This window comes from Streptomyces sp. NPDC048590 (genome assembly GCF_043199535.1).
Taxonomy (GTDB): domain Bacteria; phylum Actinomycetota; class Actinomycetes; order Streptomycetales; family Streptomycetaceae; genus Streptomyces.
The window spans coordinates 577,054-598,110 of record NZ_JBICWC010000002.1 but is presented as its reverse complement, the minus strand read 5'-3'; the positions used below and the strand labels follow the sequence as shown (position 1 = coordinate 598,110).

At 71.9% G+C, this 21,057-nt stretch carries 19 protein-coding genes; 4 read left to right on the top strand and 15 right to left on the bottom strand.

The genetic code is table 11. The annotated features are described in order from the left end of the window. Positions 1 to 15 precede the first annotated feature (15 nt). The 5 genes from ACGFNN_RS06980 to ACGFNN_RS06960 all read right to left on the bottom strand — a co-directional run bounded on the left by ACGFNN_RS06980 (position 16) and on the right by ACGFNN_RS06960 (position 6,268). Entirely contained in the window at positions 16 to 2,451 is a 2,436-nt protein-coding gene (locus ACGFNN_RS06980) for a GH92 family glycosyl hydrolase (protein WP_393553672.1), read from the bottom strand. Between the two features lie 288 nt (positions 2,452 to 2,739). Then, positions 2,740 to 4,641, bottom strand: coding sequence for a rhamnogalacturonan lyase (locus ACGFNN_RS06975; protein WP_393553671.1), 1,902 nt, complete (start codon positions 4,639 to 4,641; stop codon positions 2,740 to 2,742). Positions 4,642 to 4,678: 37 nt separating this feature from the next. Continuing rightward, a complete protein-coding gene (locus ACGFNN_RS06970; RefSeq protein ID WP_393553670.1) occupies positions 4,679 to 5,017 on the bottom strand; it encodes a YkvA family protein in 339 nt (112 codons plus the stop codon). Between the two features lie 41 nt (positions 5,018 to 5,058). Further along, positions 5,059 to 5,316, bottom strand: coding sequence for a WhiB family transcriptional regulator (locus tag ACGFNN_RS06965; RefSeq protein WP_362543524.1), 258 nt, complete (start codon positions 5,314 to 5,316; stop codon positions 5,059 to 5,061). Positions 5,317 to 5,416: 100 nt separating this feature from the next. Beyond that, positions 5,417 to 6,268 (bottom strand): helix-turn-helix domain-containing protein, encoded by an 852-nt coding sequence (locus tag ACGFNN_RS06960; RefSeq protein WP_393553669.1) that lies wholly within the window; start codon positions 6,266 to 6,268, stop codon positions 5,417 to 5,419. A gap of 247 nt (positions 6,269 to 6,515) precedes the next feature. On the opposite strand from ACGFNN_RS06960, the gene ACGFNN_RS06955 reads away from it, so the two are divergent. Then, a complete protein-coding gene (locus ACGFNN_RS06955; RefSeq protein ID WP_393554033.1) occupies positions 6,516 to 6,929 on the top strand; it encodes an ATP-binding protein in 414 nt (137 codons plus the stop codon). Between the two features lie 92 nt (positions 6,930 to 7,021). Here ACGFNN_RS06955 and ACGFNN_RS06950 read toward each other — a convergent pair whose 3' ends face one another. From ACGFNN_RS06950 to ACGFNN_RS06925, 6 genes are all read right to left on the bottom strand, one after another. Beyond that, positions 7,022 to 7,708: a ribonuclease H gene (locus ACGFNN_RS06950; protein ID WP_393553668.1), complete on the bottom strand. Its 687-nt coding sequence runs from the start codon at positions 7,706 to 7,708 to the stop codon at positions 7,022 to 7,024. A 109-nt stretch (positions 7,709 to 7,817) separates the two neighbouring features. After that, positions 7,818 to 8,315, bottom strand: a complete 498-nt coding sequence (locus ACGFNN_RS06945; protein WP_393553667.1) for a peptidylprolyl isomerase — start codon at positions 8,313 to 8,315, stop codon at positions 7,818 to 7,820. A 149-nt stretch (positions 8,316 to 8,464) separates the two neighbouring features. Then, positions 8,465 to 8,983 (bottom strand): lamin tail domain-containing protein, encoded by a 519-nt coding sequence (locus ACGFNN_RS06940; protein WP_393553666.1) that lies wholly within the window; start codon positions 8,981 to 8,983, stop codon positions 8,465 to 8,467. A 342-nt stretch (positions 8,984 to 9,325) separates the two neighbouring features. Further along, entirely contained in the window at positions 9,326 to 9,553 is a 228-nt protein-coding gene (locus ACGFNN_RS06935; protein ID WP_362543509.1) for a hypothetical protein, read from the bottom strand. A gap of 92 nt (positions 9,554 to 9,645) precedes the next feature. Next, complete coding sequence (locus ACGFNN_RS06930) at positions 9,646 to 10,074, bottom strand: DUF6221 family protein (protein WP_393553665.1); 429 nt, start codon at positions 10,072 to 10,074, stop codon at positions 9,646 to 9,648. Between the two features lie 168 nt (positions 10,075 to 10,242). Beyond that, positions 10,243 to 12,675 carry a SpoIIE family protein phosphatase gene (locus tag ACGFNN_RS06925; RefSeq protein ID WP_393553664.1) on the bottom strand — a complete coding sequence of 811 codons (2,433 nt, stop codon included), beginning with the start codon at positions 12,673 to 12,675 and terminating at the stop codon, positions 10,243 to 10,245. 455 nt (positions 12,676 to 13,130) lie between these two features. On the opposite strand from ACGFNN_RS06925, the gene ACGFNN_RS06920 reads away from it, so the two are divergent. Further along, positions 13,131 to 13,916, top strand: a complete 786-nt coding sequence (locus ACGFNN_RS06920) for an SAM-dependent methyltransferase (protein WP_393553663.1) — start codon at positions 13,131 to 13,133, stop codon at positions 13,914 to 13,916. Between the two features lie 26 nt (positions 13,917 to 13,942). After that, a complete protein-coding gene (locus ACGFNN_RS06915; protein ID WP_393553662.1) occupies positions 13,943 to 14,593 on the top strand; it encodes a class I SAM-dependent methyltransferase in 651 nt (216 codons plus the stop codon). A gap of 21 nt (positions 14,594 to 14,614) precedes the next feature. Here the strand turns inward: ACGFNN_RS06915 and ACGFNN_RS06910 are convergent, their stop codons facing one another. The 4 genes from ACGFNN_RS06910 to ACGFNN_RS06895 all read right to left on the bottom strand — a co-directional run bounded on the left by ACGFNN_RS06910 (position 14,615) and on the right by ACGFNN_RS06895 (position 20,020). Then, positions 14,615 to 17,317, bottom strand: a complete 2,703-nt coding sequence (locus ACGFNN_RS06910) for a SpoIIE family protein phosphatase (RefSeq protein ID WP_393553661.1) — start codon at positions 17,315 to 17,317, stop codon at positions 14,615 to 14,617. 93 nt (positions 17,318 to 17,410) lie between these two features. After that, positions 17,411 to 18,424 (bottom strand): NAD(P)/FAD-dependent oxidoreductase, encoded by a 1,014-nt coding sequence (locus ACGFNN_RS06905; RefSeq protein ID WP_393553660.1) that lies wholly within the window; start codon positions 18,422 to 18,424, stop codon positions 17,411 to 17,413. Beyond that, positions 18,421 to 18,948 (bottom strand): isoprenylcysteine carboxyl methyltransferase family protein, encoded by a 528-nt coding sequence (locus ACGFNN_RS06900; RefSeq protein ID WP_393553658.1) that lies wholly within the window; start codon positions 18,946 to 18,948, stop codon positions 18,421 to 18,423. Before ACGFNN_RS06900 ends, ACGFNN_RS06905 begins: the two co-directional genes overlap by 4 nt. Before the next feature lie 13 nt (positions 18,949 to 18,961). After that, on the bottom strand, positions 18,962 to 20,020 hold the full coding sequence (locus ACGFNN_RS06895) for a type III polyketide synthase (protein WP_393554032.1): 1,059 nt from the start codon (positions 20,018 to 20,020) through the stop codon (positions 18,962 to 18,964). Between the two features lie 120 nt (positions 20,021 to 20,140). On the opposite strand from ACGFNN_RS06895, the gene ACGFNN_RS06890 reads away from it, so the two are divergent. Continuing rightward, on the top strand, positions 20,141 to 21,028 hold the full coding sequence (locus ACGFNN_RS06890; RefSeq protein ID WP_393553657.1) for a UbiA family prenyltransferase: 888 nt from the start codon (positions 20,141 to 20,143) through the stop codon (positions 21,026 to 21,028). The last annotated feature ends 29 nt before the right edge of the window (positions 21,029 to 21,057 follow it).

Here is a 21,057-nt window from a genome sequence, read left to right as displayed (position 1 = left end):
CCCCTCCCGGGTGCGCTACTTCGGCAGATCCGCAGGTCCGGTGGCCCATGCGGTGTTGGGGCCGTCCGCGAGCCGGTAGGTCAGCGACCCCCCGCGGGTGACCAGCCGGGCATCCGCCCAGGACCTGTCGGTCGTCCGCCCGTCGACCTTGACCGCGTCGATGTACGGATGTGTCGCATCCGCCTGCGGAGCACTGATCCGGATGTCCCCGCCCTGCGGCCGGTCCAGCACGGCCGATGGGAAGAGCGGGGTCCCGAGAAGCAGCGTGGCGCTGCCCGGGGTCTGTGGGTAGAGGCCGAGGGCGGAGAAGACGTACCAGGCCGACATGGTGCCGAGGTCGTCGTTCCCCGGCAGGCCACGCGGCCCGGTGCCGTAGACCGTGTCGAGGATCTCGCGTACGGTCTCCTGGGTCTTCCACGGCTGTCCCAGCGCGTTGTAGAGCCAAGGAGCGTGGATGCCGGGCTCGTTGGTGGGGTCGTAACGCAGCGGGTCGCCGCCCTTGACCGACCAGGTCCCGTCCGCCTTGTGGAAGAACCCGTCCAGGCGATCCGCCGCGGCCTCCCGTCCGCCCATGGCCTCGGCGAGGCCCTGTACGTCCTGCGGGACCATCCAGGTGTAGGTGGCGCTGGTCCCCTGCGCGAAGCCCTTGTCGCTTCCGGGACTGAAGGGGGTCACCCACGAGCCGTCGAGATTGCGCGCCTGGATGTAGCCCGTGGTCCCGGCGCCGTCCGTGGCCCCGGAGTTGAACACATTGCGCCACCAGCGGCCGCGTTCCTCGAAGGAGGCGGCCTCGTCGTCGCGTCCGAGCATCCGGGCCCACCGGCCCAGCGCATCGTCGGCGACCGCGTCCTCCAGCGTCTCCGCGGCCCCGCCCCAGCAGTGGCACACGTCCTGCGCCGCGTAGTGCGAATCAAGGTACTGCGCCAGGTTGGGCCGCTGGCCGGTGCACTGGCCCGGGCAGCCGGCGTCGGAGAGGCCGTCGGGGTGGGGCACGGTGGCCTGCCTGGCCAGCGACTCGAAGGCCCCCTCGTAGTCGAAGTTGCGTACCCCCATGGCGTAGAACGTGGCGAGGGTGGCCGCCGTGGGGTCACCGGTCATCACGTGGGTGGCACCGTTGACGTGCACCCACCGGTCCCAGACCCCGCCGTTCTGCCGGGCGAAGTTGTAGAGCGACTGAGCGAAGTCACCCGCGATCCTCGGCTTGAGGAGCGCGAGGAGCTGGATCTGCGCGCGGTACTGGTCCCAGCCGGAGAAGTTGCTGTACTGGGCCTGCTGCCCACGTGTCACACGGTGCGGCTGACCGTCCATGCCGGGGTAGCGGCCGTCGGAGTCGCTGATCAGGTTCGGCTGCATCAACGAGTGGTACAGCGCGGTGTAGAAGGCGGTGCGCCGGTCGTCGGACCCGCCGCCGACGCGTACGGAGCGGAGTTCTCGGTCCCAGGCCGCGCTCGCCTCCCTGGCCACGTCGTCGACGCTCGCCCGCGGCGCGATCTCCCCACGGAGGTTGGCTTCGGCTCCCGCCTGGCTGACGTAGGAGATCCCGATCCTCATTCGGACGTCGTCGTCGGCGGTCGTGTCGAAGCCGACCCAGCCGCCGGAACCGCGTCCCGCCCGGTCCGCTCCCGTGGCGTAGCCCTCACCGCCGCTCCCCTCGGTCGCGCCGGGTGCGAGCGTGGAGTCGCGCCAGGTTCCGGTGGAGTCGAAGTCCCGGTCGAAGGAGGCGCTGAAGTAGAGCCGGTAGTAGCTCTTGCGGTTGTTGGTGCCGCCGTTGGCGCGGCGCCCGCAGAAGGCACCGGTGAGCACCGAACCGGTCACCTTGCGGTGCGCGGCGTCGATCCGGATCTCCGCGTCCTCGCTGCCGTTGAGGGAGTTGGACACCCGGAAGAGCAGATTGGCGGGTTTGCCCGCCGGGAAGGCGAAGTCCGCCACGCCCGCGCGCTCGCTGACCGCGAGGTCGGCCGACGCGCCGGAGTCCAGGCCGACGGTGTAACGCCCGGGCACCGCACGCTCGTTGTCGTGGGAGAATCCCGAGGCGTAGACGAGGTCCTTCGAGTCGGCGGACGGCGAGGACGTCACGTCTCCGACGAACGGCATGATCGGCACGTCTCCCGCGGCACCGGGGTTGCATCCCGCCCCGTTGACGTGGGTGAGGCTCAGGCCGCGCATCCTGGTCACGCCGTACTCGTAGCCGTTGGCCGCGCCGGTGCTGGTCTGGTCGCCGGTGGTGCTGGTGGGCGACCAGGCCATCATCCCGTACGGGCGGACGGCCCCGGGGTAGGTGTTGCCGCCGTTGGACGTGCCGATCATCGGGTCCACGTAGGCGGTGGGGTGCGCGACGGGCGCGTCGGCCTGAGCCGTGGGCGGTGTGACGGCGCCGGCGAGGGCGCCGGTGACGACGATCGCTGCGGCCCGCACGGTGAGGCGCCGGACCGCGGATGGTCTGGAAGGCATGTTCTCCGAATACCTCCGACTGGGTGGACAACGTTGTCATATGTGCACGATGAGCACGGACAGCGTTGATCGATTCGGAGCCGAGCGTAGGCGCCGACGGCGCGCGAGGGAATGCCATGGGCAGATCCGGCCGGTGAACGCACCATGAACGCGCGCCCGGACCGCGTCACTCGGCTAGCCAGCACCCGGGCGGCCGTCCCACCGACGGCGCCCCCGGCCCGCGACACCGCACGGGCCGGGGGCACCGGTTCTCCCCCTCGGGCTGTCAGACGGATCCCCGGTCCGTCGTCACGGTGTGGTGATGGTCGGCCGGGGAGCCGTCGCCATGCCGCTCCCGATCGCGAAGCTGGGGTGCGGCGGCTGGTTGTAGGCCGTGTTCTGCCAGGCCAGCGCGGTGCGGTACATGGTGTCGTGGAGCAGCGTGGTGATCTTCGTGCTGGTCTCGTGAGGCGTGGAGTAGATCCTCAGGGCCGTGTTGTTGGTGGTGGCCCAGACGACCTCCTCGCGCCAGTCGCCGAGGATGTCCCCCGACAGTGCGGGCGTGGCCTTGGTCCCGTTGTTGGAGTGGACCGACGCCCCGGTCAGCAGACGGGTGTCACCCGACGTTCCGTACTTGTCGATGTGGGTGCCGTCGAGGAGTTCGCGGGTCGTGTCGCCGTCCCACCAGGACAGGAAGTTGGTGCTGGACGGCTTCCGGCTGCTGACCTCGCTGCCGGACGGACCGCGCACCCCGGAGACGGCGGAGGACCAGGACTCGGCGCCGGCGCTCCCGGCCCAGATGTCGGCGGACACGCCACGGCCGTTGTCTCCGCTCGCCGGGGTCGACCAGATGATCTTCCCGGTCTTCGCGTCGGCCATCCACGACGACGGCTTGGAGCTGTCCTCGTCGACCTTGAACTCCTCCAGACCCGCCCGTGAGGGGTCGAGGTCCCCTACGTGCATGGCATCTCCGTGGCCGTTCTTCGTCGTCCACAGCCCGCTGCCGTTGTCGTCGACGGCCATCGCGCCGTAGACGATCTCGTCCTTGCCGTCACCGTCGACGTCCGCGACGGACAACTGGTGGTTGCCCTGTCCGTCGTATCCCTTGCCCGTGTTGGTCGAACTGTTCGTGTCGAAGGTCCAGCGCCGGGTGAAGGCCCCGTTCCGCCAGTCCCAGGCGGCTATGACGCTGCGCGTGTAGTAGCCGCGCGCCATGATCAGGGAAGGCCGCGCACCGTCCAGGTAGGCCGTTCCGGCGAGGAAGCGGTCCACCCGGTTGCCGTAGGAGTCACCCCACGAGGAGACGGTCCCGCGAGCGGGGACGTAGTCGACGGTGCCCATCGCGGCACCGGTTTTCCCGTTGAACATGGTCAGGTACTCGGGGCCGGACAGGATGTAGCCGGAGGAGTTGCGGTGGTCCGCGGATGAGCTGCCGATCACCTTGCCCGTCCCGTCGACGCTGCCGTCCGCGGTCTTCATGGCGACCTCGGCCTGGCCGTCGCCGTCGTAGTCGTACACCTGGAACTGGGTGTAGTGGGCGCCGGAGCGGATGTTCCGCCCGAGGTCGATGCGCCAGAGCCGGGTCCCGTCGAGGCGGATCCCGTCGACGATCGTGTTGCCCGTGTAGCCGGACTGGGAGTTGTCCTTGGCGTTGGTGGGCTGCCACTTCAGGACGAATTCGAGGGCGCCGTCACCGTCCAGGTCTCCGACGGACGCGTCGTTGGCCTCGTAGGTGTAGGCGACACCGTCGGGTGTCGTACCGCCCGCCGGCGGGCTGATGGGGACGTCCTTGTATCCGGCTCGGAACTGGACCGCGTGCACGGAGTCGCTCTGCTCCACGCCGTCGACGACCGCGCGGACGGTGTAGTCGGCGGTGGCGGGCGCTCCGGAGTGGAAGTAGTTCGTCGAGCCGGTGACCGGCGAGGAGTTCACCTTGGTACCGGCCCGGTAGACGTTGAACGACACATTGTCGGGGTCGGTGCCCAGCCAGCGCCAGCTGACCAGGTTGCCGCTGTCGGTGTGCACGCTCACGACGCCGCGGTCGAGCGCCTCGGCCTGCCGGGCGGTCGCCGCCTGCGAGGCCGGGCCGAGCGCTACGAGACCGCCGGCCGCGAGCAGGCCTGCCGCCAGGGCACCGATCAGCGCCCGGGTGCGGGTGACACGGCGTCTGCGGTGGGGGCGGGATTCGGAGGGGGGAAGCAGAGGCTCCACGAGAGGCACCTTCTGGCAGGGGATGGCTTACGCCCCCTCAGTTGCTCCCGGGCGCCGAAAGGTTGCCGTCCTGTTGCCTCGGCGTTGCGAACGCCTTGGGCCGCCCGACACCGGCCGCTCGCGCCGCCGAGTGAAGCGAGCGCAGGGCCAGCAGCAGGAAGCCGACGTCGTCGAGGTAGACCGGGTCGGGCACGAGGTCGACAGGAGAGACGGTGTAGATGACCGCTGCCCAGACGAGTGCCTTGTCCCGGAGGGGGATCCCCGCGTCGACGAGGAGTTTCCTGGCCCGGATCACCCGTACCAGGAGGACCGCCGCGGCACCCGCGACGAGCAGGAGTACGACCGCCGCGAGGATCAGCCAGACCGAGATGTCCATGGTTCATCGTCTCCTGCGGGACAGGGCGGAGCCGTCATGCCTCATCCGTGGCTCCTGGCCTGCTGACGGGCGCGGCGGCGCTTGAGGGCGCGGCGTTCGTTCTCGTCCATGCCTCCCCACACGCCGGAGTCCTGTCCGTTCTCCAGGGCCCACTCCAGGCACTGTTCCCGGACCGGGCAGGTCCCGCACACGGCCTTGGCCTCCTCGGCCTGTACGAGCGCGGGCCCGCTGCTGCCGATGGGGAAGAACAGGTCGGGGTCCTCCTCGCGGCACGCCGCGTGCATCCTCCAGTTGTCCATGTCACTCACTCCTTCTCATGGGGATGTGGACGTCGGTGCGTGTTCCGTACAGTGCGCGTGACCCTCAACGGGCGTCCGAAACCCACAACTGGCAAGAGGTTCAAGGGTTTGCCTGGCCTTTCCCGGCGCCCGGCAGCGGGGTGCCCGGGTGCGGTGCGGCCGCGCAGGCCGCGTCCATCCGGATGCGGTAGTCCATGACGGCCGCCGGGTCGTCGATGACGTCCACCCTGCCAGGTGTCTCCACCACCACGCGGTCGCCTACCTCGGGGACGGGTACGCGCAGCAGGTGTACCGGCGGAACGCCGGTCATGGGGTGCGGCGGATCGTCGAGGGGCACCACCTGGACGGTCAGATGGCGCAGATGCGCGGCTTCCTCCAGCACCGCCCGCTGCGCCGCCATCACCGCGGCACCGCCGACCGTCGTACGGAGGGCGGCGGCCGGGAACAGGGCCCAGAGGGCCGCGCCACGCTCTTGGAGCCTCCGCCGGCGCTCCGCCAGCAGTTCCAGGTACCGGTCGCCCCTCGACGAGGGCTCGGCGGTGAGGGTCCGGCGCAGGGCGGCCTCGTAGTCGGGGGTACGCAGCAGTTCGGGGACGAGTGCGGGGTGCCAGGTCCGGATGAGTGCCGCGGACGACTCGATGCCGATGACTTCCTGCTGCCACGGCTCCATCGCGTCACGCCACTCGTGCCACCAGCCCGGAAGACTCGCCGCCGCCAGCCCTCTCATGATCGGCTCGGCTTCCTCGGCGGGGACGGCGTAGCGCTCCAGGAGGACGCGGACCTGATGTGCGTCGAGGCCGGTCTCGGCACGTTCGATGCGCCGCACGGTGGCGGGGTGGGCACCCAGTGCCACAGCCGCGGCCTGGAGCGTGACACCCGTGCGTTCCCTGAGCATGCGCAGCCGGGCCGCCAGAACCCGGTGTTCCACGGTGGGGCCGGACCGGGGCCTCATCCACCTTCCCTTCCACACGTGCTCGGATGCGGTGGCCCGCACAGCGGTCTCGGTGACGAATCGGAGCCATCGAGGCATTCTGCCTCTTGCAAAGTATGCACATTGCGCGGAGAGTGCGTACATGTCGGAAATAGTCACGTGCGCACGTCTGACCCCTGAGGTGTCGGGCGGGCGGAGCGCACACAGCTGGTGGATCCCCCGCCTCCCCAGGGGTGTCCCGGTGGCGAGGCACCGCGTGCAGGAAGCCATGCGGCGCTGGGGAGAGCCGGACGAGCGCGTGGAGGTTGCGGCGCTGGTCGTGACCGAGCTGGTCACGAACGCGGTGGAGCACACCGCGGGGCGCCGGATCCGCTGCCGTCTGCTGCGGACACCCGGCCGCGTGCGCATATGCGTGTGGAACCGTGGCCGGCGCCATGTACCGGGCCTGCCGGGCCCCCGGGACCCGGACGCGCACGGCGTGCGGACCGTCGCGGCTCAAGCCCCGGCCGGCGCCGAAGGGCCCGGCCCGGTGGCCCTTCCCGGGCCCGACGGCGCGGACGAGGGGTTCGCCCTGGCGTCGGTCGCCGAGGGCGGCAGAGGGCTGATGCTGGTGGACGCCCTGGCGGCACGCTGGGGCACGCGCACGAGCGTGTCCGGACGGCTCGTCTGGGCCGATCTCTGACGACCGGGGCACGACACCGCGGTACTCCCCCGGCCCGACAGCCGGCTTTCGGACTCCCCCGGCCCGACAGCCGGCTTTCGGCCCGTGGCGGCTCAGGCGGGAGCGACCCGGCATTCGGGGTGACCCCAGCCGTTCGGGTTCTTCGCGATCATGTCCTTGGCCGCGTACTGCTTCCCGCAGTGACAGCGGCCGGCGAACTTCGCCCTGATGGTCCCCCCGGTGCGCGCTTTGCCCGCCGTACCACTCTTCGTGGCGGCGCCGGAGCGGCTCTTCGTCGACCGCGCGGGCGCGGGTACGGGCATCGCGGCGCTGCCGTGGACCGTCCCCGCCGCCTGCTGTGAGACGGCCGCCTCACTGGCGGCCTGGTCGGCCAGGGCGTTCAGCGGGTCGCCGTCCACCTGGTGCGCCGGGACGTAGCGGAAGGTCACGGTCCGGCCGCTCAGGAGCTCGTCGATGCCGACCACCAGCTCACGGTTGGCGACCGGCTTGCCGCCCGAGGTCTTCCAGCCGTTGCGCTTCCAGCCGGGCAGCCACTTGGTCACGGCGTTCATCGCGTACTGCGAGTCCATCCGCACCTCGACCGGGACGGCCGGGTCCGTGGACCTCAGGAGTTCGAGCAGGGCGGTGAGTTCGGCGATGTTGTTGGTGGCGGTGCCGAGCGGGCCCGCCTCCCACCTCAGCGGATTCCCCTCGGCGTCCGCGACGACCCAAGCCCAGGCCGCAGGTCCCGGATTGCCCTTCGATGCCCCGTCACACGCGGCGATGATGCGCTCGTCCATGGCCTCGATCATGCCAGCCCGCACGCTCGTCCCACGACCGAGCCGGTACGGGCGCCGACAGCACGGGGCTCCCGGCCGATACCTGCGGCCGGGAGCCCCGTCGTGTGCGTCAGAGAACGCCGGAACCGGAGACGGCGATCGCCGCGCTGGTCCGGCCGCTCTGCGAGCCGTACGACTCGATCTTGCGGACGAGCTTCATGCTGTCGTCGTCGGCGACCTCGCCGAACACCACGTGCTTGCCGTCGAGCCACGGCGTGAGGACGGTGGTGATGAAGAACTGCGAACCGTTGGTGTTCGGGCCGGCGTTGGCCATCGAGAGCAGACCCGGCTTGTTGTGCTTCAGGGTGAAGTTCTCGTCGGCGAACTTCTCGCCGTAGATGCTCTTGCCGCCGGTGCCGTTGCCGTTGGTGAAGTCCCCGCCCTGGAGCATGAAGTCCGGGATGACGCGGTGGAACGGCGAGCCGGCGTAGCCGAAGCCCTTCTCACCGGTGGCGAGGGCGCGGAAGTTCTCCGCGGTCTTGGGGGCCACGTCGTCGAAGAGGTTGAACACGATCCGCCCGGCGGGCTCGTTGTTGATGGTGATGTCGAAGTACGCCTTGATGGTCATGGGTCCATCCTGACATCAACCGGCACCCTCCCGCGCACGGCCCCCACCGTGACGACCCGCGCGAACCACATGAAAACGGCGTACCACGGGTGACCCGTGGTACGCCGCCGTCAGTCAGGGAGAACGCCGCATCTCCCTACCGCCCGGTCTCATCGGTTGCCGCGGTGACCCCCGTCGCGGTGGCCGCCGTCACGGCGGTCGTCGCCGCGGAAGCGGCCCCAGGACTTGGTGTCGACCCGGTTGCCACGGTTGTCACGGAGCGTGGCGGTGTCCTTGCTGTCCCACACGTAGAAACGGCGGTCCTGGTAGACGTCGTGCCGGGTGTCACGGCCGACACCGGTGTGGACACGGACCGAGGAACGGGCGGGCAGCCGCATGTCGAACCGGTAGGTGCGGTGGCTCTCGTCGCTGAGCGTCCAGCCACGCAGGTTGACGGAGTGGCGGCTGGTGTTCGTGACGGTGACCCACTCGGCGTTCAGGCTGCGGTTCGAGCCGTTGTCGCGGCCGGGGCTGTCGTACTGGACCTTGCCCAGGACGATCGCCGAGCGGTGGGTCGGCCTGTCGTGGCCGTGGTCCCGGCCATCGGCCGATGCCGGCAGGGCCGCTGCGGCGAGCAGGGCACCCGAGGCGAGAACGGTGGCGGTGATCCGTCGTGCGGAACGGGACATGGAAACCCCTCATCATGCAGGCCCGGAATGAAGTGCCGGGCGTTTTTCCGATCTCGGCGTCGTGCCGAGAACGCAAACTTTGTCCCGCTTTCGAGGCGGCCGGAAGGCGCCCCGGTTCGTGTGACGAAGTACGGACATTTCTGTCACACACGGCTGCATCCGGCATGGACCCGCCCGGTCGTAGACCTGTCAACCGTTGATCGTTGCACCGACCCTTTCGGGGGACCACGCACCAGGCGGGGGCACCCACCCCGCCACACCTGCGCCTCCCTTGATCCCGTGGGTCCGAGGGGTCACATCCGTGTAACAGAAGCGACAGCGCTTACCTGGACAAATGTTTCGTTACCGCCAGGAAAGGAGTTCGCGCGTTCGAGCTCTGAGCATCCACCGCGAAGGGGCGAGACGGACACGCTGGCCGGTGACGAGGGCGTTCACGGGCGCCATCGGGTCGAGCGCCATCGTCCTGGCCAGCAGAACACCCGCGGCGAGCGGGATCAGCGTCACGGCCAGGGCCGTGCCGGCGGTGGTCAGGTTCTGGAGACGGGGGCGCGTGGGCGCTTCGGAGGCCATACGCCCATTCCACCGGGCCGGGACCGGCCCGGGATCCGGCGGCGTACTCAGAACGTCGCTCCCCCGTACTCAGACCCGGCGGGAGGGGGCGGTCAGGACCCTTCCGGTCCTGCCGACGGCCCCCAGTGGGAGAACCGGGGCAGCCACTTCACCTTGTAGTCCGGGTGTCCCGCGTGCTCGGCGGCCATCTGACGGACGACGAACCCCAGCCCGACGGCCCTGCCCGAGGAGAAGTCCTGGGCCGGCCGGTCGGCGTCCAGGGCTGCGATCTCCTCGTACTCGTCGAGCAGGACCCGGTTGGTCTCGATGCGGCGCAGGGTTCGCGCCGGGTCCTGGAAGGCGATGTGCCGGTCGTAGCCGCGCGACCGTACGACGAACGCGATGCCGCTCGTCCGGTCGTGCACCTCACCGGGTGCCTCGGCGGGCATCCGCCAGCCGTCGCCACCGGCCGCCCGCGCGATGTCCTCCTCCTCGGCGAGGCGTGCCCGCACGAAGGCCAACAGGTCCGTGTTGTCTGCCATCTGGTTCCGCATCCTTCTCCGTCACGGACCGCGGCGCCGGTTCCACCGATCGTCACGGACCCGTCCTGCCCGACCAGCAGAGGATGCCTCACCGGGGCGCCGGGGTCGCAGTCCCCCTCCGCCCCGGTCCGCATGACGGACACGCGCCGGGCCGCGGCCGGCCGTCGGTCAGACGTCCGGCGGCCGGCGCGCGGCCATCAGCAGCGCGATGTCGTCCGGGCGGTCCTCGTCCAGCCGGGCCTGTCCGATGACCCGGTCCGCCGCTTCGGCGAGCGGCAGGTGGCCCACCGCGGCCAGGGTGCTGCGCAGACGCTCGATCCCCTCGTCGATGTCCCTGCCCGCCTTCTCCACCAGTCCGTCGGTGAAGAGTGCCAGCACCGCTCCGGGGCCGGGCCGCAGCTCGGTGACCGGGTAGGAGGCGTCCGGATCGACCCCGAGCACGACCCCGCCGGCGAGGTCCAGCACCTCGGCCCTGCCGTCCGCGTGGCGCAGCACAGGCTGGGGGTGTCCCGCGCGTACGGCCCGGGTGACACCGGTGACGGGGTCGAGCTGTACGTAGCAGCAGGTCGCGAACTGACCGGGATCGAGCCCGATCAGCAGGCGGTTGGTGTCGCTCATCACCTCCTGCGGTTCGTGACCGGTGAGCGCGAAGGCCCGTACGGCGCTCCGCAGCTGGCCCATGGTGGCGGCCGCGGTGACACCGTGGCCCTGGACGTCCCCGATGACCAGCACGAGTCCGCCGTCGGTCTCGATCACGTCGTACCAGTCGCCGCCGACGTCGATGTCCTGTGTGCCGGAGAGGTAGCGCCCCACGGTCTCCACCCCTTCGACGGCGGGCAGGCGGTGGGGCAGCAGGGCGTCCTGGAGTCCCCTGGCGAGTTCCGACTCGGTGTCGTAGCGCCTGGCCCGCTCGAGCGCCTGGGCGATGAGCCCGGCCAGGGCGGTGAGTACCGTCCGCTCCTCGGGGCTGAACCCCCGGGGCTGGTCGAAGCCCAGGATGCACGATCCGACCGGACGGCCCGAGGCGATCAGGGGCAGGAAGGCGCGCGCTCCGACGCTGGCGTCCATGGGAATGCCGGGGTAGGCCTCACCCAGTTTCTGCATGGACTCGAAGAACAGCGGCCGCCCGGTCGTCAGCGTCTCCACGCCGGGGATGCGTGCGTCGAGGCGGACCCCGTCGAAGCCGTCCAGGAATCCCTTGGGGAAGCCCGTCTCCCAGGCGAGGTAGAGGCGGCGCTCCTTCTGGAGGTAGATGGCCAGCTGTCTGCCGCCGAAGGCGGGCAGCAGTTCCTCCGTCACCACGGCCGACACCTGGCGTGCTGTGACGGCCTCGGTCAGCGCGATGGCCAGTGCCACCGGCCTGTAGAGGATGGCGGCACGATCCGCGGGCGAGCCCAGCTCCACGCCCGGGGTGGCGTCGGACTCGGGGGTGCGTCCGGGGCTGCCGGACGGGCTGAGCATGACCGTGACACCGTCACGGCCGGGGAAGAGCGAGACCGACAGCCATTGGGTGGGGGTCCGTCGGGCGAGGAAGTACACGGGGTCGTCGGAGAAGAGTGCCGCCCTGAGGTGGTCCTCGTAGGAGGGGTGGGCCAGCCACGGCAGCGCCTCCCTCACCGGCCGCCCGGTCAGCTCCGCCCCGCTGCGCCCCAGGAGTTCCTCGGCCCGGCCGTTCACCTGGGTGATGCGTCCCAGGCGGTCGTGGGTGACCATCGCGCGGGGGATCAGACGAGCGGCTTCCGGGACCACGGGGTCCGTGCCGGGGTCGAGCAGGATGCCGTTCAGCAGGCCCCCGTGCTCACTCCGGCCGGAGAGCTCGACGAGGAGGGGACTCCCGCCCGGCCCCCAGACCCGCATCCGGCGCACGTGGGGTTCCGGCGACCTGGCCGCAGCGGCTGCCAGGGTCCGCAGTCCGTACACGTCCTCGGGCAGCAGCGCCGACGCCAGCGTCTCCACGGCCCCTGCGGGCGCGCCCGGAGGCTCGACGCCGAGGATCTCGTACGTACCGTCGTCGGCCGTGAGGGTGCCCCCGGCGGTGTCCCACTCGAACCGTCCGACGCGCAGGGGTCGCACGGTGCCCTCGGGCAGCCGTACCGGCAGGGGGTCCTCCTCCCACACCGCCGGGTCCTTCAGCGCGGCGATCTCGTCGCCCAGCCGACCGGCGAGGGTCTCCAGCTTGCGCCGGTCCGCTCCTCCGACCGGTACCCCCCGGGTCGCGTAGCGCAGGACGACGAGCACACCGACCGGGCCGTCCCCGCCCGGCACGGGCACGTAGAGCGAGGCGAAGGGGAACGGAAGGCTCGCCATCAGCTGCGGGAACCGCCGCATGGCCTCCTCCGCGTCACCCAGGTAGACGGGCGTGTCCGAGGTGTAGGCCTCGGCCACCGGGAAGGGGCGGTTCACCTGCATCCGCCACCAGGGGCGCAGCATCTGCGGCGGCAGCCCGGCGAGCACGGCGAGCAGCAGCAGTCCTGGGGTCCCGGAGCGCAGGTAGACGCCGCCCCCGTATCCGCCGACGGTGTCCACCGCGCTCACCACGGTCCGGGCGAGCACCAGCTCCAGCTCGTCGGAGGTCCGGCTGCCCTCACGGCTCCAGGTCACACAGCAAGGATGCGCACCTGGGCGCGGGGACGCACGTCCACGGAGTGCCGCCCACGGGTGCTCGGTGGCAGCTTCCCGCCGCCGGCAGGGGCGTCGTGGTGGCCGAGCAGCGGGTGGGGTCGCCCTCGACCGCGTCGTGGCCGGTGCGGCCGGTCGGCGTGGCCGGCCGTGGTCCGGTGCGACCGCACCAGGGGCAGCGGTGGATGGACGACGGTGCCGAACTCGGCACGGTGTGCGGGCGAGGGCAGCCCCGGCCGACGGGTGCCGGCGAGATCGGCCGGAACGGTTCGCGGCGGCCCTGGCGGTGGGACGCCCAGGCCTCGCACGCGCTCCGCGCGGAAGGGTCGCGTCCAGGAGTTCGGGCGAGGCACCCAGGGCCAAAACAGGCCCGTTCAAGGGAAGTTGCTGGCAGACTGCGCAGTCGGAGCGGCCATCTCATCTGCAGCGGAGTTGTCATGACGACCGGAACATCCCAGCCCCCCATCGACACCAGCAGGCCCCACTCGGCCCGTGTGTACGACGCGTTGCTCGGCGGCAAGGACAACTATCCGGTGGACCAGGCCGTTGCCGAACACCTGCCGGCCGAGGCGAAGGCCGGGGCCTTCCAGAACCGGGCCTTCATGAACCGGGCGACGGCGTGGCTCGCCACCGAGGGTGTCGATCAGTTCCTCGACATCGGCACCGGTATACCCACCGCGCCGAACCTGCACCAGATCGCCCAGGCGATCGATCCGGCCGCGCGGGTCGTCTACTGCGACAACGACCCGATCGTCCTGCGGCACGCCGAGGCGCTGCTCATCAGCACCCCGCAGGGGGCGACGGACTACGTGCACGCGGACGTCCTCGAACCCGCCGCGATCGTCGAGGCGGCCCGCAAGGTCCTGGACTTCGACCGCCCGGTCGCCCTCTCCCTCCTGGGCCTCCTCCACTTCCTGCCCGACGACGTCGACCCCGTGGGCATCGTGCGCACTCTGAGTGCCGGGCTCTGCCCGGGCAGCTACGTGGTGCTCTCCCAGGGCGCGTCGGACGTGAACCCGGAGCGCGGGGAGCAGGGCGCGGCCGAGTACGGCAAGGGGGGCATCCGGCTCGCGTTGCGGACGAAGGCCGAGTTCTCGCGGTTCTTCGAGGGGCTGGAGATCGTCGAGCCCGGGCTGGTGACGGCCCCCGAGTGGTTCCGTGACACCCCCGCTCCCGCTCCGGAGCTGAGCGGCGTGTACGTCGCGGTCGCCCGAATCCCGTGACGACACGGTCCTGAAAGGACGTCCTCATGACCGACAGGCACCCCCACGCGGCGGCGGTGGCGTTCGACGCCATCGGCGACGACTACGAACGTGCCTTCGCGGGCTCGGTCGCGCACCGGGAGTCGCTGGACCGGCTCCTCGGCCGGCTCGCTCCCCGCAGCCGGGTGCTGGACGTCGGCAGCGGCACGGGAAGGCCGACCGCCTCGACGCTGTCCGGGGCCGGGCACGAGGTGCTGGGCGTCGATGTCTCGCCGGTCATGGTGGAGCTCGCCTCCGGCCGGGTCCCCGGGGCGTCCTTCCGCCAGGCCGACATCAGCGAGTTCCCGCTGGAGGCGGAGAGCTTCGACGCGGTCTGCGTGTACTTCTCGCTCCTGCAGATGTCCCGTGCGCAGCAGCGGTCCCTCCTGAGCCGACTGGCGGGGGCGCTGCGGCCGGGTGGGCACCTGGTCCTCGCGACGGTCCCGCTGGACGTGGAGGGGGTGGATGCCGTCTTCATGGGTCAGCGGGTACGGGTGACGAGTTTCGGCCCGGAGGCGCTCCGCGGCCTGGCGGCGGAGGCCGGGCTCGCCGTGGACGAGGAGCACGCGACCGTGTTCACCCCGTCGCATCCGGGCGCCGTCCCGGAGCCGCATCTCTTCCTCCACTGCCGTCGGAAGACGCGGGAGCCGATACCGTGAGGCGGCGGCCGTCCCGTGCCGTCACGCCGGACCCGGCCCGCCCGACTGGAGCAGCTGCTCCGTCCAGATGACCTTGCCGCCGCCGTCGGTGTAGCGGGTTCCCCACCGTTCGGCCATCTGGGCGACGAGGAACAGGCCCCGGCCGCCCTCGTCCATGCTGGCCGCCTGACGCAGGTGGGGCGAGGTGCTGCTGCGGTCCGACACCTCGCAGATGAGGGTCCGATCGCGGAGGAGGCGCACGCGGATGGGGCCGGTCGCGTAGCGGATGGAGTTGGTGACGAGTTCGCTGAGAATCAGCTCGGTCGTGAACGCCTCCTCGTCCAGACCCCATTCGGCCAGCTTGCGGGAGACCGCCGCGCGGACGTCGGCGACGGCAGCGGGATCCGAGGGCACCTCCCATTCCGCCACGTTCCCTGCGGCCAGGCGGAGCGTCCGGGCGACGAGCAGGGCGACGTCGTCCCGGGCACGTGCGGGAACGAGGGCGCGGAGCACCGCCTCGCAGGTCTCCTCCGGCGTCCGGTCCGGATGTCCCGCCAGGGTGCCGCGCAGCAGTTCCAGGCCCTCGTCGATGTCGCGGTGCCGTTCCTCGACGAGGCCGTCCGTGTAGAGCACCAGCCGGCTGTTCCGCGGCAGCTCCACGTCGAGGGTCTCGAAGGGCATCCCGCCGAGGCCCAGCGGCGGTCCGCCGGGGACGTCGGCGAAGGTGGCGGTTCCGTCGGGGTCGACGATCACCGGCTGGAGGTGGCCGGCCCGGGCCATGGTGCAGTGCCCGGTCGCCGGGTCGTAGATGGCGTAGAGGCAGGTCGCCCCGGTCACCCCGGCACCCTCCGACCCTTCGGCGGACTCGTCCTGGTCGATGCGTGCGACGAGTTCGTCGAGGTGCCAGAGCAGCTCGTCCGGGGGCAGGTCCAGGGTGGAGAAGTTGTGGACCGCCGTGCGCAGGCGTCCCATCGTCGCGGCCGCGTGCAGCCCGTGCCCGACCACGTCACCCACCACGAGCGCGACCCTGGCACCCGGCAGGGGGATGATGTCGAACCAGTCTCCGCCCACCCCGCCCAGCCCGCTGAGGCCGGCCTGCGCGGGGAGGTAGCGGTAGGCGGCGTCGATGGCGCTCTGTTCGGGGAGCCCTTGTGGCAGCAGGCTGCGCTGGAGGGTGACCGCCACGTTGTGCTCACGTGAGTAGCGGCGCGCGTTGTCGATGCTCACCGCGGCACGGGCGACGAGCTCCTCCGCCACGGAGAGATCTTCCTCCTCGAAGGGCTCCGGGCGCTGCGAACGCCAGAACATGGCCACGCCGAGCATGACGCCCCTGGCCCGCATGGGGACGGCCATCAGGGAGTGGAAGCCGGATTCGACGATGCGCTCGGCTCGCTCCGGCTGCTGCTGCTGCCACCCGGAGCGAGCGGTCAGATCGGTGTCGAGAACGGCGTCGCCCCTGAGGAGGCCGGCGCCGATCGCCGTGGTGGGGAGGAAGCGGATGACCGAGCCGAGGGGGTGGAGACCGGTGTCCTGGCGGTCGCCGCTGAAGGCGGACCGGCGCAGCCCCTCGGTGCTGGCACGCGTGGCCGCGGGCTCGTCCCCGCGGAGCACCCCCTCGGCCAGGTCCACGGTGGCGTAGTCCGCGAACCGATCCGTGGCGAACCCCACCAGTTCCTCGCACGTCCGTACGACGTCCAGTGCGGTGCCGATCTCCGTGCCCGCGTCGTAGAGCAGTTTCAGCCTGCCGCGCGCCATCGCGGCGCTTCCGCTGAGCGCCTGGAGTTCGGTGGTGTCGCGCAGGGTCGTCACGCTGCCGGCCGGTCCTCCGTTGCGGTCGGTGGCCCGCTGGCTGACCGCGAGTAGCCGGTCCCCGGCGGAGTGCACCTCGTCGGTGGCACTCCGCCCCGAGGCCAGGAGCTCCGCGACGTCGGGGGCGAGGCCGAGCTCCTCGACCGTCCTGCCCTCGACGTCCGGGGGGAGGTCCAGGAGGCGTCGTGCCTCGTCGTTGGCCAGCAGGAGCCGCCCGTCGCCACCGACGATGAGCACGCCCTCCCGCACGGAGTGCAGGACGGCGTCATGATGCTCGTACATCCGGGTCATCTCGGTCGGGCCGAGTCCGTGGGTCTGCCGGTTCAGGCGTCGTGTGACGAGCGCGGTGCCTCCCATGGCGAGCAGCAGCACCCCGGCCGCGGAGCCGAAGAGCAGGGGGAACTGGTCGTCCGCCACACCGCTGATGTTCTTGATGGTGATGCCCGCGGCGACCAGGCCGACGACCTCGCCGTCCGAGCCGAAGACGGGGACGACGGCCTGGATGAGCGGGCCGATGGTGCCGTCGATCTCCTCGGTGACGACATGGCCCCGGAGCGCGGGCCCGACGTCTCCGACGAACTTCTTGCCGATCCGGTCGGGCAGAGGGTGGGTCAGGCGGATCGATTCGAGGTTGGTGACGACGATGAAGTCGACCCCTGAACCCTTCCGCGCGGCCTCAGCCTTCGGCTGGAGCACCGCAGTGGGATCGGGCCCCTCCAGGGCCGCCTCGGTCCCCGGGGCGTTGGCGAAGGTCTCGGCCACGGCGACCGAGCGGTTGCGCGCTTCGCGCGTGCTGTCCGCGCGGGACTGCAGCACCAGGGCCGCCACGGCGGCAGCGACGATCAGCACCACGATCGCCACCTGCAGGAGAAAGACCTGACCAGCGAGGCTTCTCACCCGGAGAAACGAACGCGGGCGGCCGTAGCGTCCGGCCATGTCCCCCTTTGTACACCCTGGGCAAACGCCGGGCGAGCGGTGCGCCGCGCGCGGCCGCGGGCCGTCACGGTGTCCGCGTGGTGCGGTGGGCGGCTATTGCAGGGCTCGTACGGCGGCATCGAAGAGGGGTGGGAGGCGGTGGGCCGCGGGCACGATCATCGGTGCGGTCAGCGGGTGCCCGGCGGCGCGGAGAAGTCCCGCCGTCAGCAGCCGGTGCCGCCTGGTGAGCCTGGCCCACCGCGCCGGGTAGTCCTCCGGCCGCCCTTCCAGGAGGCAGTCGACGGCGGCGCAGGCCGTACGCACCGCCAGTGCGACGCCCTCTCCCGTGAGGGCGTCGACATAGCCCGCCGCGTCCCCCGCCAGCAGGATCCGCCCGGCCCGCGGCGTGCTCACGGACCGGCGCAGGGGTCCGGCCCCGCGTACGGGTCCCGCCTCCGTTCCCCGGAGCCTGTCCAGCAGTGCGGGGAAGGCGGAGAGGTGCTGCTCGTGGGTGCGGCGGTGGCGGCTGAGCACGGCGACCCCGACGAGCTCCTCCCCCACCGGTGTCACGTAGGCCTCGCCGTCGCGCGTCCAGTGGACTTCGACGAAGTCCGTCCAGGGGGCGATCCGGTAGTGGCGCCGGAGTCCGTATCTGCGCGGGGCGGGGGTACCGCGCTCCAGGCGGAGCGCGCGGCGCAGGGGTGAGTGAAGGCCGTCGGCCGCGATCATCCACCGGGCTGTCAGCCCGGCCGCAGTGACGTCGGCGGGCCCCTGCAGCACGGAGGTGGCCCGGGCGGCGACGACGCGTACGCCGAGATCGAGGGCGCGGCGGTGCAGGGCCGTGTGCAACTCGGTCCGGCGGACGCCGAGCCCCGGGCCGCCCCGGAAGGAGGACTCGGCCCGGTGGGCGCCCTCGATGTAGCGGATGCCTCTCAGCTCCCGGCCCACCGGTGTGACGCCCAGAACGCGCAGGGCCGACACGCCGCTGGGCATGATTCCTTCGCCGCAGGCCTTGTCCACGGGCACGTCCCGAGGTTCGAGCACCACGGTCTCCAGCCCGGCCGACGCGGCCCGGATCGCCGCCGCCAGCCCGGCCGGGCCGCCTCCCACCACCAGGAGGCCGATCACGCGCGCACGTCCGCGGGCGCGAGGCGGGCCAGCGCTCCGTCCTCGCACCGGACGCGTACGGCCAGGAGTGCGGCGTTGCCCAGGGTGAACGCGACGGCGGTCACCCAGGCGCCGTGGACGAGCGGCAGCGCCGCCCCCTCCGCCACGACCGCCACGTAGTTGGGGTGGCGGAGCCATCGGTAGGGGCCGCCGGTGACCAGCGGCAGGCCGGGAACGACGATGACCCGGGTGTTCCAGCGCCGCCCCAGCGTACGGACGCACCACCAGCGCAGCGCCTGCGCGGCGACGACCACCCCTGCCATGGTCCAGCCGAGCCAGGGCAGGAAGGGGCGTGCGGCCAGCCAGGGCTCGGCGAGGCAGGCGGCGAGCAGCGCCGTGTGCAGGGCCACCATGACGGGATAGTGCCCCTGTCCGGCCTCGGTGCCACCCCGGGCCAGGCTCCAGCGGGTGTTGCGCAGGGCGATGGCGACCTCTGCCAGGCGTTCGGCCGCGACAGCGGTGACCAGCGCTGTGTACCAGATCATGGGTGCCTCCGGGCTACCAGCGCAGCAGGACCAGTTCGGAGCAGAATCCCGGGCCCATCGCCATCAGCAGCCCGGGGGTTCCCGGTTCGGGCCGCCGCTGTTCCAGGGTGTCCCTCAGGACGTGGAGGACGGAGGACGACGACAGGTTGCCCACCTCGGCCAGGGACCGCCGGGTGATGTCGAGGGCCCCTTCGGGCAGTGCCATGACGTCGGTGACGGCGTCCAGGACCTTGGGACCGCCCGGGTGGCAGACCCAGCGGGCGATGTCCTTGGGCTTCAGCCCGTGGGGCTCGAGGAAGCCCTGGACGTCCTCGGCGAGGTGGCGCCTCACGACGTCGGGGACGGCCGGGTCGAGCACCACGGTGAAGCCCGATGAACGGATGTCCCAGCCCATGACGTGTCCGGTGCCGGGGTAGAGGCGGCTGCGGGTCCCGACCACTTCCGGCCCCGTGGCGGGTGTGGGGTGTCCGTCGCCGACGAGGACGACGGCCGCCGCGCCGTCGCCGAACAGCGCGGTCGCCACGAGGTTGGCGGGGCTCGCGTCGTCGCGCTGGAAGGTCAGTGAGCAGAGTTCGACCGAGAGAAGTACGGCGACCTGTCCTTCCGTGCCGGTCAGATGGTCGTGGAGCCGCGCGACGCCGGCGGCTCCGGCGACGCAGCCGAGGCCGAACACGGGGAGCCGCTTCACGTCGGGGCGCAGCCCGAGGCGTCCGACGAGCCGTGCGTCGACGGAAGGCACCGCGATCCCGGTGACCGTGGTGAACATGAGGACGTCCACGTCGGCCGGGGTCAGCCCGGCCTTGCTCAGGGCTCCGTGGACCGCCTCCGCCCCGAGGCGGACCGCGGCGTCGACGTACACGTCGTTGGCCGCTCCGAGGCCGTCCAGCTTGTCGTACTCCTCCAGGGGCAGCACCGTGTGCCGGGTCCGTACCCCGGCGTTGGCGTGGATCCGGTCCAGTACGCGCCGGTCGGCTCCCGGGGGCAGGCAGGTGCGGGCGACCATGTCGGTGATGTCCCGCTGGGCGTGGCGGTGGGGCGGCAGCGCCCCGTGCACGGCCACGATCCGGGTCATCCTGGCCACCGCCGCGGAGAGTTCATGGCTCACATCCTGCCGACAGAACAGGGCGAACCCGGGTACATGCGGCGCGCGGCTGTCGTGTCCCCGCGCTCCGGCGTCCTTACGATCGCCGTCGTGGACACCACGGACGGTCTCTCGGCACCTTCTCCCCCGTCGCGCCTGCCGGCCGCGCTGGCCATGTCCTGCCATCCCGGCCCGGTCCTGGCCGTGACCGTGCTCGTCACGGCGCTGACCGTCGGTTCCGGCCCCGCCGGGCCGCGTTGGGTCCTCGTGCCGGCGGCGGTGCTGGCCGGGCAGCTGTCGGTGGGCTGGTGCAACGACGCCTACGACGCGCCACGCGACGTGGCCGCCTCACGCTTCGGGAAACCGGTGGCCCGCGGTGCGGTGAGCGCTCGCGCGGTGTGGGGCGCGGCCGTCACCGCCCTGGGTCTGTGCGTGGTGCTCTCCGCGACGTGCGGTACGGCCGCCGGAACGGCTCATCTGCTCGGGGTGCTGGGGGCGTGGGCGTACAACCTGCGCCTCAAGGCCACCGTCCTGTCCTGGCTGCCGTACGTGGCCGGATTCGGCAGTCTTCCCCTTCTGGTCGCCCTCAGCCTGCCCGGTCACCCGTGGCCGGCCTGGTGGGCGGTGGTGGCTGCGGCGCTGCTCGGCCTCGCCGCCCATCTGGGCGACGTCCTGCCGGACATCGAGGAGGATCTGCGGGCCGGTGTCCGGGGCCTGCCCCAGCGGCTGGGCCCGGCGCGCACCCGTCTGCTGCTCCCGCTGCCGCTCGTCGCGGCCACCGCGGTGCTGCTGCTCGGGCCCTCGGTGCCGGGCGGGCGGGCGGCCGTGGTTCTCGGACCGGTCGCCCTGCTCGCCGCCGCGGTCGGCGCGAGGGCCGCAAAGGGCTTCGACGGCCGGGAGACCGGCCGCCGGCGCAAGGCGGCTCTCGCGGGGACGGTGGCGGTGGCAGCGGTGGATGTGGCGCTGCTGGTCGCGCGGGGGGCGGATCTCACACGGTGACGGGCCCGCACCGGCAGCGGTGCCGGGGC

What these genes read in the sequence shown, in the direction of transcription:
- ACGFNN_RS06945 (WP_393553667.1), bottom strand. Translation starts at nt 8,315, where the DNA reads ATGACCATCAAGGCGTACTTCGACATCACCATCAACAACGAGCCCGCC.
- ACGFNN_RS06960 (WP_393553669.1), bottom strand. Translation starts at nt 6,268, where the DNA reads ATGAGGCCCCGGTCCGGCCCCACCGTGGAACACCGGGTTCTGGCGGCC.
- ACGFNN_RS06955 (WP_393554033.1), top strand. Translation starts at nt 6,516, where the DNA reads ATGCGGCGCTGGGGAGAGCCGGACGAGCGCGTGGAGGTTGCGGCGCTG.
- ACGFNN_RS06935 (WP_362543509.1), bottom strand. Translation starts at nt 9,553, where the DNA reads ATGGCCTCCGAAGCGCCCACGCGCCCCCGTCTCCAGAACCTGACCACC.
- ACGFNN_RS06980 (WP_393553672.1), bottom strand. Translation starts at nt 2,451, where the DNA reads ATGCCTTCCAGACCATCCGCGGTCCGGCGCCTCACCGTGCGGGCCGCA.
- ACGFNN_RS06965 (WP_362543524.1), bottom strand. Translation starts at nt 5,316, where the DNA reads ATGGACAACTGGAGGATGCACGCGGCGTGCCGCGAGGAGGACCCCGAC.
- ACGFNN_RS06900 (WP_393553658.1), bottom strand. Translation starts at nt 18,948, where the DNA reads ATGATCTGGTACACAGCGCTGGTCACCGCTGTCGCGGCCGAACGCCTG.
- ACGFNN_RS06970 (WP_393553670.1), bottom strand. Translation starts at nt 5,017, where the DNA reads ATGGACATCTCGGTCTGGCTGATCCTCGCGGCGGTCGTACTCCTGCTC.
- ACGFNN_RS06950 (WP_393553668.1), bottom strand. Translation starts at nt 7,708, where the DNA reads ATGGACGAGCGCATCATCGCCGCGTGTGACGGGGCATCGAAGGGCAAT.
- ACGFNN_RS06915 (WP_393553662.1), top strand. Translation starts at nt 13,943, where the DNA reads ATGACCGACAGGCACCCCCACGCGGCGGCGGTGGCGTTCGACGCCATC.
- ACGFNN_RS06895 (WP_393554032.1), bottom strand. Translation starts at nt 20,020, where the DNA reads ATGACCCGGATCGTGGCCGTGCACGGGGCGCTGCCGCCCCACCGCCAC.
- ACGFNN_RS06930 (WP_393553665.1), bottom strand. Translation starts at nt 10,074, where the DNA reads ATGGCAGACAACACGGACCTGTTGGCCTTCGTGCGGGCACGCCTCGCC.
- ACGFNN_RS06940 (WP_393553666.1), bottom strand. Translation starts at nt 8,983, where the DNA reads ATGTCCCGTTCCGCACGACGGATCACCGCCACCGTTCTCGCCTCGGGT.
- ACGFNN_RS06910 (WP_393553661.1), bottom strand. Translation starts at nt 17,317, where the DNA reads ATGGCCGGACGCTACGGCCGCCCGCGTTCGTTTCTCCGGGTGAGAAGC.
- ACGFNN_RS06920 (WP_393553663.1), top strand. Translation starts at nt 13,131, where the DNA reads ATGACGACCGGAACATCCCAGCCCCCCATCGACACCAGCAGGCCCCAC.